The organism is Pseudomonas sp. G5001 (assembly GCF_013385475.1).
In the GTDB taxonomy this organism is placed as follows: domain Bacteria; phylum Pseudomonadota; class Gammaproteobacteria; order Pseudomonadales; family Pseudomonadaceae; genus Aquipseudomonas.
In genome coordinates this window covers 16,751-30,685 of sequence record NZ_JACAPZ010000009.1, presented here as the reverse complement: position 1 = coordinate 30,685, position 13,935 = coordinate 16,751, and the positions used below count along the sequence as shown (strand labels likewise).

The following is a 13,935-nucleotide window of genomic DNA, read 5'->3' as shown; positions in this document are numbered from 1 at the left end:
TTCATGGCTAACACAGTTAATACGCTTTCATTCGACGCCATCATCATTGGCGGCGGCGGTGCCGGCATGCGCGCTGCGCTGCAACTGGCCCAGGGCGGTCACAAGACTGCCGTGATCACCAAGGTGTTCCCGACCCGTTCCCACACCGTTTCGGCCCAGGGTGGCATCACGTGCGCCATCGCCTCCGCCGATCCAAACGATGACTGGCGCTGGCACATGTACGATACCGTCAAGGGTTCCGACTATATCGGTGACCAGGACGCTATCGAATACATGTGCTCCGTAGGCCCGGAAGCGGTCTTCGAGCTGGAACACATGGGTCTGCCGTTCTCCCGTACCGAACAGGGTCGCATCTACCAGCGTCCGTTCGGCGGTCAGTCGAAAGACTTCGGTAAGGGTGGCCAGGCCGCTCGTACCTGTGCCGCAGCCGACCGTACCGGTCACGCGCTGTTGCACACCCTGTACCAGGCCAACCTGAAGGCCGGCACCGTATTCCTCAACGAATACTACGGCGTCGACCTGGTGAAGAACGAAGACGGTGCCTTTGTAGGCATGATCGTTATCTGCATCGAAACCGGCGAAACCTCGTACGTGCGGGCTAACGCCACCGTATTGGCGACCGGCGGTGCAGGCCGTATCTACTCTTCGACTACCAACGCCCTGATCAACACCGGTGACGGTATCGGCATGGCCCTGCGTGCAGGCGTTCCGGTACAAGACATCGAAATGTGGCAGTTCCACCCGACCGGCATCGCCGGCGCCGGTGTACTGGTTACAGAAGGTTGCCGTGGTGAAGGTGGTTACCTGATCAACAAGAACGGCGAGCGCTTCATGGAGCGTTATGCTCCGAACGCCAAAGACCTTGCCGGTCGTGACGTTGTAGCCCGTTCCATGGTTAAAGAGATCATCGCCGGTAACGGCTGTGGTCCCGATGGCGACCACGTGATGCTGAAGCTCGATCACCTCGGTGAAGAAGTGCTGCACAGCCGTCTGCCAGGCATCATGGAGCTGTCCAAGACCTTTGCCCACGTAGACCCGGCTGTTGCGCCGATCCCGGTTGTTCCAACTTGCCACTATATGATGGGCGGCGTTGCCACCAACATTCATGGCCAGGCGATCACCCAGGACGCCGACGGCGTTGACCAGATCATCCCTGGTCTGTTCGCGGTAGGTGAAGTGGCGTGCGTATCGGTTCACGGTGCCAACCGCCTGGGCGGCAACTCGCTGCTCGACCTGGTGGTATTCGGTCGCGCCGCCGGCCTGTTCCTGGAACAGACCCTGAAGGAAGGCGTTGATTACGCGCGTCCACGCCAGTCCGACATCGACGCTGCCCTGGCACGTCTGGATGGCCTGAACTCGCGTACCGATGGCGAAGACGTCGCCTCCCTGCGCAAAGAGCTGCAAAGCTGCATGCAGAACTACTTCGGTGTGTTCCGTACCGGCGAATACATGCAGAAAGGTATCGCCCAGCTGGCTGACCTGCGTACGCGCATCGCCAACGTCAAGATCAACGACAAGAGCCAGGCGTTCAACACCGCTCGAATCGAAGCCCTTGAGCTGCAAAACCTGCTGGAAGTGGCTGAAGCGACTGCGATCGCCGCCGAGGTTCGTAAAGAATCCCGTGGTGCTCACGCTCGTGAAGACTATGAAGACCGCGACGACGAAAACTGGTTGTGCCACACCCTGTACTTCCCGGGTGACAAGCGCGTAACCAAGCGTGCCGTGAACTTCTCGCCGAAGACGGTTCCGACGTTTGAACCGAAGATTCGGACTTACTAAGGGTGGCTGCCATGTTGAAAGTCAGTGTTTATCGCTACAACCCTGATCAGGACGCTGCGCCGTTCATGCAGGAATTCCAGGTCGATACCGGTGGTAAGGACCTGATGGTGCTGGACGTGCTGGCCCTGGTTAAAGAGCAGGACGAAGGTTTCTCCTATCGTCGCTCTTGCCGTGAGGGTGTCTGCGGCTCCGACGGCATGAACATCAACGGCAAGAACGGCCTGGCGTGCATCACGCCGCTGTCTTCCGTGGTGAAAGGCAACAAGTTGGTTGTTCGTCCGCTGCCAGGTTTGCCGGTTATCCGTGACCTGGTCGTCGATATGAGCATCTTCTACAAGCAATACGAGAAGGTTAAGCCATTCCTGCAGAACGACACGCCGGCTCCGGCCATCGAGCGTCTGCAGACTCCGGAAGAACGCGAGAAGCTGGACGGTCTGTACGAGTGCATCCTGTGCGCTTGCTGCTCGACTTCCTGCCCGTCCTTCTGGTGGAACCCCGACAAGTTCCTGGGCCCAGCTGCCCTGCTGCAAGCGTACCGCTTCCTGGCAGACAGCCGTGACACCAAGACTGCCGAGCGTCTGGCTTCGCTGGATGACCCGTTCAGCGTATTCCGCTGCCGCGGGATCATGAACTGCGTCAACGTATGTCCCAAAGGCCTGAACCCGACTAAGGCCATTGGTCACGTACGTAGCATGCTGCTGCAAAGCGGCGTGTAACCGACGTTGTAGTAAAAGCAGGACCGTTGTGCCCGTAGATGCTACGGCGCAGGCTTCAACCGGCGCCGTAGTTTTAACTTGAGCAGCGACTTACAAAGACGCGGCTCTTATTTTGAAGAAATGAGACAAGCAGGGGCATTCGGGTTGGTACCCGAACTATCAGCGTGATCCTAAGTGGCTTGTTTTGGTCGCTGCACTTGGCCTTTTGCAAGCAAACTCGGTGTTTTCGCCGGTGGTGTCCCCAAATCGAGGGTGACCAAGCATGCAAGAAAGCGTGATGCAGCGCATGTGGAACAGCGGCTATCTTTCAGGTGGTAACGCTGCCTATGTGGAAGAGCTTTATGAGCTCTACCTGCACGACCCTAACGCTGTGCCAGAAGAATGGCGCACCAAATTTCAGACGTTGTCTTCAGACGGCAACGCTGCCACCGATGTATCGCACGCAACAATTCGCGATCAGTTCGTGCTGCTGGCAAAGAACCAGCGCCGCGCCCAGCCGGTTTCTGCCGCAAGCGTGAGCAGTGAGCACGAGAAGAAGCAAGTTGAAGTACTGCGACTGATCCAGGCCTACCGTATGCGTGGCCACCAGGCAGCCCAGCTTGACCCGCTGGGGCTGTGGCAGCGTCCTGCACCTGCAGACCTGTCGATCAATCATTACGGCTTGACCAATGCCGATCTTGATACGACCTTCCGTGCCGGCGACCTGTTCATCGGCAAAGAGGAAGCGAGCCTACGCGAAATTCACGAAGCGTTGCAGCAGACATATTGCCGCACCATCGGTGCCGAATTTACGCACATCACTGATTCCGAGCAGCGCCACTGGTTCCAGCACCGCCTTGAAGGCGTGCGTGGTCGCCCGGTGCTGTCTGCGGACGTCAAGAGCCACTTGCTTGAGCGCGTCACTGCAGCGGAAGGCCTGGAAAAATACCTGGGCACCAAATACCCGGGCACCAAGCGTTTCGGCCTGGAAGGCGGCGAAAGCCTGATCCCGATGCTCGACGAGCTGATCCAGCGTTCCGGTTCCTACGGCACCAAGGAAATCGTGATCGGCATGGCCCACCGTGGTCGTTTGAACGTGCTGGTCAACACCTTCGGCAAGAACCCGCGCGAGCTGTTCGACGAGTTCGAAGGCAAGAAGAAGGTCGAGCTGGGTTCCGGTGACGTTAAATATCACCAGGGCTTCTCGTCCAACGTAATGACCACCGGCGGTGAAGTTCACCTGGCCATGGCGTTCAACCCATCCCACCTGGAAATCGTTTCTCCAGTGGTCGAGGGGTCGGTACGTGCGCGCCAGGATCGTCGCAACGATTCCACCGGTGAGAAGGTCCTGCCGATTTCCATCCACGGTGACGCGGCATTCGCCGGTCAGGGCGTGGTCCTGGAAACCTTCCAGATGTCGCAGACTCGCGGCTTCAAGACTGGCGGTACGGTTCACATCGTCATCAACAACCAGGTGGGCTTCACCATCAGCAACCCGCTGGACGCGCGCTCTACCGAGTACGCGACCGACGTTGCCAAGATGATCCAGGCGCCGATCCTCCATGTGAATGGTGATGATCCGGAAGCCGTGTTGTTCGTGACCCAGTTGGCCATCGATTACCGCATGCAGTTCAAGCGTGACGTGGTCATCGACCTGGTCTGCTACCGTCGTCGCGGTCACAACGAAGCGGATGAGCCTAGCGGCACCCAACCGTTGATGTACCAGCAAATCACCAAGCAGCGCACCACCCGTGAGCTGTATGCCGATAGCCTGATCAAGGCCGGCGTGGTGGACGATGCACGTGTTCAGGCGAAGATCGATGAATACCGCAACGCGCTGGACAACGGCCTGCATGTCGTGAAAAGCCTGGTCAAGGAGCCGAACAAAGAGCTGTTCGTTGACTGGCGTCCGTACCTGGGCCACGCCTGGACGGCGCGTCACGACACCTCGTTCGATCTGAAGACCCTGCAGGAACTGTCGGCCAAGCTGCTGGAAATCCCAGACGGTTTCGTCGTACAGCGCCAGGTTGCGAAGATCTACGAAGACCGTCAGAAGATGCAAGCCGGCGGCCTGCCGATCAACTGGGGTTACGCTGAAACCATGGCGTACGCGACCCTGGCGTTCGAAGGTCACCCGATCCGCATGACCGGCCAGGACATCGGCCGCGGTACGTTCTCGCACCGTCACGCTGTGTTGCACAACCAGAAAGACGCGGGCACCTACATCCCGTTGCAGAACCTGTACGAAGGCCAGCCACGTTTCGACCTGTACGATTCGTTCCTGTCCGAAGAAGCCGTACTGGCGTTCGAATACGGTTACTCGACCACCACGCCTCAGGCGCTGGTGATCTGGGAAGCCCAGTTCGGCGACTTCGCCAACGGTGCCCAGGTGGTTATCGACCAGTTCATCACCAGCGGCGAGCACAAGTGGGGCCGTCTGTGCGGTCTGACCATGCTGCTGCCACACGGTTATGAAGGTCAGGGTCCGGAGCACTCCTCGGCCCGTCTGGAGCGTTACCTGCAATTGTGCGCCGAGCACAACATCCAGGTGTGCGTGCCGACTACCCCGGCCCAGATCTACCACTTGCTGCGTCGCCAGGTGATCCGCCCGCTGCGCAAGCCGCTGGTAGTGCTGACGCCGAAATCGCTGCTGCGTCATAAATTGGCCATCTCGACCCTGGAAGATCTGGCGGATGGTTCGTTCCAGACCGTTATTTCAGAAATCGACACCCTGGACGCGGCCAAGGTAACTCGCCTGATCCTGTGCAGCGGCAAGGTTTACTACGATTTGCTGGAAAAACGCCGTGCCGAAGGCCGCGAAGACATCGCCATCGTGCGGATCGAGCAGCTTTACCCGTTCCCGGAAGACGACCTGATGGAGGCCATCGCGCCTTACACCAACCTCACCAATGTGGTGTGGTGTCAGGAAGAACCGATGAACCAGGGCGCGTGGTACAGCAGCCAGCATCATCTGCGTCGCAGCATCGGCAATCACAAACAGGCACTGGGCCTGGAGTACGCCGGTCGTGATGCTTCTGCTGCACCTGCGTGTGGTTATGCGTCGATGCACGCCGAGCAGCAGGAAAAACTGCTGCAAGATGCTTTCACTGTTTAACGCCTTCGCGCTGACTGAAACCGAATTTTAAGGACCCACAGATAATGGCTATCGAAATCAAAGCCCCGTCATTCCCGGAATCGGTTGCCGATGGCACCGTTGCCACCTGGCACAAGAAACCAGGCGAGGCCGTCAAGCGTGACGACCTGATCGTCGACATCGAAACCGACAAGGTCGTGCTCGAAGTGTTGGCTGAAGCTGACGGCGTGCTGGGCGCAATCGTTGCCGAAGAAGGCGCTACCGTCCTGTCGAACCAGGTACTGGGCTCGATCGAAGAGGGCGGTGCTGCTGCCGCTGCTCCTGCTCCTGCCGCCGCTGCTGCACCGGCTGCTGCCGCAGCTCCAGCTGCTGCACCGGCTGCGGGTGGCGAAGATCCAATCGCTGCACCGGCTGCGCGTCAGCTGGCTGACGAAAACGGTATCAACCTGGCGTCCATCAAGGGCACCGGCAAAGATGGCCGTGTGACCAAGGAAGACGTGGTTGCCGCCGTTGAAGCCAAGAAAAACGCTCCAGCTGCTGCGCCTGCCAAGGCTGCCGCCCCGGCTGCCGCTGCTCCTGTGTTCGCCGCTGGCGACCGCACCGAGAAGCGCGTACCGATGACCCGCGTGCGTGCCACCGTGGCCAAGCGCCTGGTTGAAGCACAGTCGAACATGGCGATGCTGACCACGTTCAACGAAGTCGACATGACCGAAGTCATGGCCCTGCGTTCGAAGTACAAGGACCTGTTCGAGAAGTCCCACAACGGCGTACGCCTGGGCTTCATGTCGTTCTTCGTGAAAGCGGCCACCGAAGCGCTGAAACGCTTCCCGGCAGTCAACGCTTCCATCGACGGCGGCGACATCGTTTACCACGGTTATGCTGACGTCGGCGTTGCCGTCTCCAGCGACCGTGGCCTGGTGGTACCGGTTCTGCGTAACGCCGAGCTGATGAGCCTGGCTGAAATCGAAGGCGGCATCGCCAACTTCGGCAAGAAGGCCCGTGACGGCAAACTGACCATCGACGAGATGACCGGTGGTACCTTCACCATCACCAACGGTGGTACTTTCGGTTCGATGATGTCGACTCCGATCGTCAACCCGCCACAAGCTGCGATCCTGGGCATGCACAACATTCTGCAGCGTCCTATGGCGATCAACGGCCAAGTGGTTATCCGCCCGATGATGTACCTGGCGCTGTCGTACGATCACCGCCTGATCGATGGTAAAGAAGCCGTGACTTTCCTGGTGACCATCAAGAACCTGCTGGAAGACCCGGCTCGTCTGCTGCTGGATATCTGATAAAGCGGCGGTGCGCCGTACCACCCGGTCTGCCGCGAGGCAGGCCGGAGTGCGGCTCACGGCTTGAAGCTTTTAGCTAAAGAGGATTTTTTTTCATGTCGCAGAAATTTGACGTTGTAGTGATTGGCGCAGGCCCTGGCGGCTACGTTGCCGCCATCAAGGCCGCACAACTGGGCCTCTCGACTGCTTGCATCGAAAAATACACCGACAAGGAAGGCAAACTGGCGCTGGGCGGTACTTGCCTGAACGTTGGCTGCATTCCTTCCAAGGCGCTGCTGGACAGCTCCTGGAAATTCCACGAAGCGCAAGACGGTTTTGCCATCCACGGCATCAACCACGCTGGCGTGACCATGGACGTGCCAGCGATGGTCGGCCGCAAGGCCAACATCGTTAAAGGCCTGACTTCCGGCGTTGCTACCCTGTTCAAGGCCAACGGCGTTACTTCCCTGCAAGGCCACGGCAAACTGCTGGCCGGCAAGAAAGTTGAAATCACCAAGCCTGACGGTTCGACCGAAATCATCGAAGCCGAGAACGTGATCCTGGCTCCAGGTTCGCGTCCAATCGACATTCCACCGGCTCCGGTTGACCAGAACGTGATCGTTGATTCGACCGGCGCCCTGGAATTCCAGGCGGTTCCAAAACGTCTGGGCGTGATCGGCGCTGGCGTGATCGGCCTGGAACTGGGTTCGGTCTGGTCCCGCCTGGGTTCCGAAGTGACCGTGCTGGAAGCCCTGGACACGTTCCTGCTGGCTGCCGACACCGCAGTGTCCAAAGAAGCGCTGAAAACCCTGACCAAACAAGGTCTGGACATCAAGCTGGGCGCTCGTGTTACCGGTTCCAAGGTTAACGGCGAAGAAGTTGTCGTGACCTACACCGACAAGGATGGCGAACAGACCATCACTTTCGACAAGCTGATCGTAGCCGTTGGTCGCCGTCCGGTGACCACTGATCTGCTGGCTTCCGACAGCGGCGTGAACATCGACGAGCGTGGTTTCATCCACGTTGACGATCACTGCGCTACCACCGTGCCGGGCGTCTACGCCATTGGCGACGTGGTTCGCGGCATGATGCTGGCGCACAAGGCTTCCGAAGAAGGCATCATGGTTGTCGAGCGCATCAAGGGTCACAAGACCCAGATGAACTACGACCTGATCCCGTCTGTTATCTACACCCACCCGGAAATTGCATGGGTCGGCAAGAACGAACAGCAGTTGAAAGCTGAAGGCGTTGAAGTTAACGTCGGCACCTTCCCGTTTGCCGCTTCTGGCCGTGCCATGGCAGCCAACGACACCGGTGGTTTTGTCAAAGTCATCGCTGATGCCAAGACTGACCGCGTATTGGGCGTCCATGTGATCGGCCCAGGCGCAGCAGAACTGGTTCAGCAAGGCGCAATCGGTATGGAATTCGGCACCAGCGCCGAAGACATCGGCATGATGGTTTTCTCCCATCCGACCCTGTCCGAAGCGCTGCACGAAGCCGCGTTGGCAGTGAATGGCCATGCCATCCACATCGCCAACAAGAAGAAGCGCTAAGCGAGATAATAAGAAACCACGGCGGTTGCCCGTCGTGAGCCTTGTGCGCAAGACTCACCGCGGAATATCCGCTGGACGCAGTCTTGCGCAGTTTCACCACCCAGGGTTCAGGCCTTTGGTGGTTTGACTGTGCAAGCAGCAGTCACAGGTGGCGCGGCACTCAATAAAGAGCGCAGCGCCGAATGCGCAGTACCTAACGAAGACGGTAATAAGCATGAATCTTCACGAGTATCAGGGTAAGCAGCTGTTCGCTGAATACGGCCTGCCAGTATCCAAGGGTTACGCAGTAGACACCCCGGAAGCAGCAGCAGAAGCTTGCGACAAAATCGGCGGCACCGAGTGGGTTGTCAAAGCCCAGGTCCACGCTGGTGGTCGCGGTAAAGCGGGCGGCGTTAAGCTGGTTCGCAGCAAAGAAGACGCCAAAGCCTTCGCTCAGCAGTGGCTGGGCAAGCGTCTGGTGACTTACCAGACTGATGCCAATGGCCAGCCAGTCACCAAGATCCTGGTTGAATCGTGCACTGATATCGCTAAAGAGCTGTACCTGGGCGCTGTCGTTGACCGTTCGAGCCGTCGCATCGTGTTCATGGCCTCCACCGAAGGTGGCGTGGACATTGAGAAGATCGCTGAAGAAACCCCAGAAAAAATTCTGAAAGCCACTATCGATCCACTGGTTGGCGCTCAGCCATTCCAGGGTCGCGAGCTGGCATTCCAGTTGGGTCTGGAAGGCAAGCAAGTTGCCCAGTTCGCCAAGATCTTCGTAGGTCTGGCCAAACTGTTCCAGGATCACGATCTGGCCCTGCTGGAAGTGAACCCGCTGGTGATCAAGGCTGACGGCGATCTGCATTGCCTCGATGCCAAGATCAACATCGACGCCAACGCCATGTACCGTCAGCCTAAGCTGAAGACTTTCCACGATCCGTCGCAAGACGATCCGCGCGAAGCGCACGCTGCCAAGTTCGAACTGAACTACGTAGCCCTGGAAGGTAACATCGGTTGCATGGTCAACGGTGCTGGCCTGGCCATGGGTACCATGGACATCGTCAACCTGCATGGCGGCAAACCAGCCAACTTCCTCGACGTAGGCGGCGGTGCCACCAAAGAACGCGTTACCGAAGCGTTCAAGATCATCCTGTCCGACTCCAACGTCGCTGCAGTACTGGTCAACATCTTCGGCGGCATCGTTCGTTGCGACATGATTGCCGAAGGCATCATCGGTGCAGTGAAAGAAGTCGGCGTTAAAATCCCGGTTGTTGTGCGCCTTGAAGGTAACAACGCTGAACTGGGCGCTAAAGTACTGGCAGAAAGCGGTTTGAACATCATCGCTGCTACCAGCCTGACCGACGCTGCTCAACAAGTTGTCAAAGCTGCGGAGGGCAAATAATGAGCGTCCTGATCAATAAAGACACCAAGGTTATCTGCCAGGGTATTACCGGTTCCCAAGGTAGTTTCCACACCCAGCAAGCCATCGAATACGGCACCAAGATGGTGGGTGGCGTTACTCCTGGTAAAGGCGGCACCGAGCACCTGGGCCTGCCAGTGTTCAACACCGTGAAAGATGCTGTAGCTGCCACTGGCGCCACCGCCAGCGTGATCTACGTTCCAGCTCCTTTCTGCAAGGACTCCATCCTGGAAGCAGCATTCGGCGGCATCAAGCTGATCGTTTGCATCACCGAAGGCATTCCTACCCTGGACATGCTGGACGCTAAAGTTAAGTGCGACGAGCTGGGCGTAGTCCTGATCGGCCCTAACTGCCCAGGCGTGATCACTCCAGGCGAATGCAAGATCGGCATCATGCCAGGTCACATTCACTTGCCAGGTAAAGTCGGTATCGTTTCCCGTTCCGGCACCCTGACCTACGAAGCTGTCAAGCAGACTACTGACGCCGGTTTCGGTCAGTCGACTTGCGTCGGCATCGGCGGTGACCCGATCCCAGGCTCGAACTTCATCGACATCCTGAAGCTGTTCCAGGAAGACCCGAAGACCGAAGCGATCGTAATGATCGGTGAGATCGGCGGTTCGGCTGAAGAAGAAGCGGCTGCCTACATCAAGGCACACGTGACCAAGCCGGTTGTTTCCTACATCGCTGGTGTGACTGCCCCTGCTGGCAAGCGCATGGGCCATGCGGGCGCAATCATCTCTGGCGGCAAGGGTACTGCAGACGAGAAGTTTGCTGCCCTGGAAGACGCAGGCGTTAAAACCGTGCGTTCGCTGGCAGACATCGGCAAGGCTTTGTCCGAGCTGACCGGTTGGGCTGTCAAGTAAGCCTCGCGCTTAACTGACGCTTCACCCCACAAAGGCCACCTTCGGGTGGCCTTTGTGCATTCTGAAGGTTGGTGGAGATCAACATGTGGGAGCGGGCTTGCTCGCGAAAGCGGTGTGTCAGTCAGCTCATGAGTGGCTGATACACCGCTTTCGCGAGCAAGCCCGCTCCCACATTCGATCGCATTTCAAAATTTAGATATAAAAACGCGACATAAAAATGTCGCTTATCGGACAGTTCGCCCCGCAACAGTGCGTTTGACCCGCAAATTCGTTAGGCTAGCCGCCTCTTTATGCGTACGCATCCCAAAAGGAAGCCTCGCGCCAGACCGGTCGGTCCCCATCCGGACCGGCAGTATTTCCCTCATCCATAGGGAAGCCCTCTCTAAATTCCGATTCAGTAGTGTGGTATTTCCTCAAATGAAAGTGTTGAAAAGCCAGGACATCCTGGCGTTGGGCTTTATGACTTTTGCCCTGTTCGTGGGCGCCGGCAACATCATCTTCCCGCCAATCGTCGGTTTACAGTCCGGGCCTCATGTCTGGATGGCGGCGCTGGGCTTCCTGATCACCGCGGTCGGTTTGCCGGTGATCACCGTTATCGCCCTGGCCAAGGTCGGTGGTGGCATGGACGCGTTGAGCAGTCCGATCGGCAAGATTGCCGGTGGCTTGCTGGCAGCGGCGGCCTACCTGGCTGTCGGCCCGTTGTTCGCCACCCCGCGAACCGCCACCGTTTCCTTTGAAGTGGGCCTGGCGCCGCTGACCGGTGAAAGCCCGCTGGCGCTGTTCCTCTACAGCTCGGTGTACTTCCTGTTGGTGTTCTTCATCTCCCTGTACCCGGGCCGTCTGCTGGATACGGTTGGTCGTTTCCTGGCACCGTTGAAGATCATCGCCCTGGCCGTCTTGGGCATTGCTGCCTTTGCCTTGCCGGCCGGCGATGTGGGTGTTGCCACCCCTGAGTACGTGGCCGCACCGTTCTCCCAGGGCTTTATCAATGGTTACCTGACCATGGATACCCTCGGCGCGCTGGTATTCGGCATTGTGATCGTCAACGCGATCCGCTCCCGTGGCGTCGAGTCGCCGAAGCTGATCACCCGCTACGCGATCATCGCCGGGCTGATTGCCGGTGTGGGCCTGGCGCTGGTGTACATCAGCCTGTTCCGCCTCGGTTCAGGCAGCCACGAAGTGGCGGCCGGTGCCGCCAACGGCGCCGCCGTGCTGCACGCCTACGTCCAGCACACCTTCGGCTCCCTGGGCAGCGGCTTCCTCGCCGTGCTGATTTCCCTGGCGTGCCTGGTAACCGCGGTGGGCCTGACCTGCGCCTGCGCCGAGTACTTCAGCCGCGTACTGCCGCTGTCCTATAAGACCCTGGTGGTGATCCTGGCGGTATTCTCGCTGGTTGTGTCCAACCTGGGCCTGACCAAGCTGATCGCGTTCTCGATCCCGGTGCTGACCGCCATCTACCCGCCGTGCATCGTGCTGGTGGCCCTGAGCTTCTGTAAGGACTTCTGGCAGGAGCAGGGCCGGATCGTTGGCCCGGTGATGCTGGTGTCGTTCATCTTCGGTTGCATTGACGCGCTGAAGGGCGCGGGCCTGGCTGACTGGATGCCATCGCAACTGGCTCACCTGCCGCTGAGCGAGCAGGGCCTGGCGTGGCTGGTGCCTTCGGTGATGACGCTGGTGGTTGCGGTGGTGATTGACCGCCTGCTGGGCAAACGCAGTGAAGCGATGGCTTAAACGTTTAGCCACTAACTTGTGCCGAGGTTTAGTTCGAAGTTTCGAGCTGCCCGGCCGGGTTAAAAGCACCGGACAAAGTAAAGCCCGCTATTAAGCGGGCTTTCTTTTGCAACATGACTTTTCAAGTCACAGTGTTCAAGTCGTCAGACTCAAGAACCGGTTGCAGGTGTTGCTTCTTTCGCTGCAGCTTCGTTCGATTCAGCCTGAGCTTTGGCAGCATCGGCGTTTTCTTTCGCAGCGTCGTTCACTTTATCCTGTGCTTTCGCCATGTCTTTTTGAGCTTGCTCAGAGTGGGCTGCGGCGTCTTGGGCTTTGTCTTCGGATTTTTTGTCGCAGGCAGCGAGGCCGAGGGCAGCAGCCAGCATCATGGAAATAGCTAAAGTCTTGCGCATGGGGTGTTTCTCCTTATTGAAGATATCTACTGGCCTTTCGAGCCTATGCCCAACGCTTAGTTCCTTAAATCTCACAGATATATAAGGCTTTTCCCTAGGGAACTTTCAGCAAGGTTGTCTACTCCGCCGGCTCCACACTAATAAGAGTCTTTAACGAATGACCGAAAATCCTCTTTTATCCCGTGCCACGCGCTTTGTTTCAGCCTTGCGCCACTGCCAGGTGCTGGGCATCCAGGTGCACGCCGCCAGTGAGGACGGCATGACGCTGGTGCTGCCCTATGCTCCGCATATCGTCGGTGACCCGCAGACCGGCGTGATCCACGGCGGCGCCATCACATCCTTGATGGACACCGCCTGTGGCATGGCTACCTTGTGCGTACTGCCGGAGTTCGAGGTTTGCCCGACCCTGGACCTGCGCATCGACTACATGCACCCGGCCGAGCCCCATAAACCGGTATTCGGCTTTGCCCAGTGCTACCGGGTGACCACCGACGTGATCTTCACCCGCGGCTTCGCCTACCAGGACGATCCGCAGCAACCGATTGCCCACGTGGTGGGCACGTTCATGCGCATGGGCAAGCGCCTCAAGGGCAGCCAGGGCCTGGGCAATGCAATCAAGGGAGAACAGGCATGAAACATCAGTTCAAAACCCGTCTGCAGCAAGCCCACGAACGGGGCAACTATGAGGCGCTGCTCAACCTGATTCCCTACGCCAGGCTGATCGGTATCGAATGCACGCGCCTGGGGGATGAATTGCTGTTCCGCATGCCGGCCAACAAGGACAACATTGGTAACCCGATATTGCCGGCGATCCACGGCGGGGTGATCGCGGGCTTCATGGAGCTGTCCGCAGCCTTGCATTTGCTGGTTTTCACCGGTGCGCCTGGTGTTCCCAAGATCATCGATTTCTCCCTGGATTACCTGCGCGCCGGCCAGTTTCGCGACACCTACGCCAAATGCCAGGTGTGGCGCCAGGGCCGGCGGGTGGCCAATGTGGCGATCACCGCATGGCAAAGTACCCAGGCCGAACCGATTGCCACCGCCCGTGCGCATTTCAAGATTGAGGAACCGGCTCGCCCTTGAAATCCTGGTCTTAGCCCCCAACTTTGATGACAACCCGCCGCCAACCCTCAAGGGCGCGGCCACTGCCAT

General features: G+C 58.6%; 11 protein-coding genes. 10 read left to right on the top strand and 1 reads right to left on the bottom strand.

Translation table 11 applies throughout. The features are described 5' to 3' along the window. Positions 1-3 precede the first annotated feature (3 nt). From sdhA to brnQ, 8 genes are all read left to right on the top strand, one after another. Entirely contained in the window at positions 4-1,779 is a 1,776-nt protein-coding gene (sdhA, locus tag HX805_RS08255) for a succinate dehydrogenase flavoprotein subunit (RefSeq protein WP_003210572.1), read from the top strand. A gap of 11 nt (positions 1,780-1,790) precedes the next feature. Next, positions 1,791-2,495 carry a succinate dehydrogenase iron-sulfur subunit gene (locus HX805_RS08250; protein ID WP_003210571.1) on the top strand — a complete coding sequence of 235 codons (705 nt, stop codon included), beginning with the start codon at positions 1,791-1,793 and terminating at the stop codon, positions 2,493-2,495. A 262-nt stretch (positions 2,496-2,757) separates the two neighbouring features. After that, positions 2,758-5,589, top strand: coding sequence for a 2-oxoglutarate dehydrogenase E1 component (locus HX805_RS08245; protein WP_003210570.1), 2,832 nt, complete (start codon positions 2,758-2,760; stop codon positions 5,587-5,589). 44 nt (positions 5,590-5,633) lie between these two features. Next, entirely contained in the window at positions 5,634-6,866 is a 1,233-nt protein-coding gene (odhB, locus tag HX805_RS08240; protein WP_008434003.1) for a 2-oxoglutarate dehydrogenase complex dihydrolipoyllysine-residue succinyltransferase, read from the top strand. Between the two features lie 95 nt (positions 6,867-6,961). Beyond that, positions 6,962-8,398, top strand: coding sequence for a dihydrolipoyl dehydrogenase (gene lpdA, locus HX805_RS08235; protein ID WP_003210568.1), 1,437 nt, complete (start codon positions 6,962-6,964; stop codon positions 8,396-8,398). Positions 8,399-8,612: 214 nt separating this feature from the next. Then, positions 8,613-9,779 (top strand): ADP-forming succinate--CoA ligase subunit beta, encoded by a 1,167-nt coding sequence (gene sucC / locus HX805_RS08230; RefSeq protein ID WP_003210567.1) that lies wholly within the window; start codon positions 8,613-8,615, stop codon positions 9,777-9,779. Further along, positions 9,779-10,660: a succinate--CoA ligase subunit alpha gene (gene sucD / locus HX805_RS08225; RefSeq protein WP_003210566.1), complete on the top strand. Its 882-nt coding sequence runs from the start codon at positions 9,779-9,781 to the stop codon at positions 10,658-10,660. The genes sucC and sucD overlap by 1 nt, the downstream gene beginning before the upstream one ends. A 417-nt stretch (positions 10,661-11,077) precedes the next feature. Next, positions 11,078-12,391, top strand: a complete 1,314-nt coding sequence (brnQ, locus tag HX805_RS08220; RefSeq protein WP_177116748.1) for a branched-chain amino acid transport system II carrier protein — start codon at positions 11,078-11,080, stop codon at positions 12,389-12,391. Between the two features lie 149 nt (positions 12,392-12,540). On the opposite strand, the gene HX805_RS08215 is transcribed toward brnQ, so the two are convergent. Continuing rightward, the gene (locus tag HX805_RS08215) at positions 12,541-12,783 is read right to left on the bottom strand and encodes a hypothetical protein (RefSeq protein WP_003210564.1); all 243 of its coding nucleotides are present in this window, start codon (positions 12,781-12,783) and stop codon (positions 12,541-12,543) included. 157 nt (positions 12,784-12,940) lie between these two features. On the opposite strand from HX805_RS08215, the gene HX805_RS08210 reads away from it, so the two are divergent. Together HX805_RS08210 and HX805_RS08205 are read left to right on the top strand one after the other, a co-directional pair. Continuing rightward, on the top strand, positions 12,941-13,417 hold the full coding sequence (locus HX805_RS08210) for a PaaI family thioesterase (RefSeq protein WP_003210563.1): 477 nt from the start codon (positions 12,941-12,943) through the stop codon (positions 13,415-13,417). Continuing rightward, on the top strand, positions 13,414-13,866 hold the full coding sequence (locus HX805_RS08205) for a PaaI family thioesterase (protein ID WP_087694453.1): 453 nt from the start codon (positions 13,414-13,416) through the stop codon (positions 13,864-13,866). Before HX805_RS08210 ends, HX805_RS08205 begins: the two co-directional genes overlap by 4 nt. The last annotated feature ends 69 nt before the right edge of the window (positions 13,867-13,935 follow it).

Bases quoted from the DNA above. Each gene is read 5' to 3' on its own strand.
- sdhA (WP_003210572.1), top strand. From the start codon at position 4: ATGGCTAACACAGTTAATACGCTTTCATTCGACGCCATCATCATTGGC.
- HX805_RS08250 (WP_003210571.1), top strand. From the start codon at position 1,791: ATGTTGAAAGTCAGTGTTTATCGCTACAACCCTGATCAGGACGCTGCG.
- HX805_RS08245 (WP_003210570.1), top strand. From the start codon at position 2,758: ATGCAAGAAAGCGTGATGCAGCGCATGTGGAACAGCGGCTATCTTTCA.
- odhB (WP_008434003.1), top strand. From the start codon at position 5,634: ATGGCTATCGAAATCAAAGCCCCGTCATTCCCGGAATCGGTTGCCGAT.
- lpdA (WP_003210568.1), top strand. From the start codon at position 6,962: ATGTCGCAGAAATTTGACGTTGTAGTGATTGGCGCAGGCCCTGGCGGC.
- sucC (WP_003210567.1), top strand. From the start codon at position 8,613: ATGAATCTTCACGAGTATCAGGGTAAGCAGCTGTTCGCTGAATACGGC.
- sucD (WP_003210566.1), top strand. From the start codon at position 9,779: ATGAGCGTCCTGATCAATAAAGACACCAAGGTTATCTGCCAGGGTATT.
- brnQ (WP_177116748.1), top strand. From the start codon at position 11,078: ATGAAAGTGTTGAAAAGCCAGGACATCCTGGCGTTGGGCTTTATGACT.
- HX805_RS08215 (WP_003210564.1), bottom strand. From the start codon at position 12,783: ATGCGCAAGACTTTAGCTATTTCCATGATGCTGGCTGCTGCCCTCGGC.
- HX805_RS08210 (WP_003210563.1), top strand. From the start codon at position 12,941: ATGACCGAAAATCCTCTTTTATCCCGTGCCACGCGCTTTGTTTCAGCC.
- HX805_RS08205 (WP_087694453.1), top strand. From the start codon at position 13,414: ATGAAACATCAGTTCAAAACCCGTCTGCAGCAAGCCCACGAACGGGGC.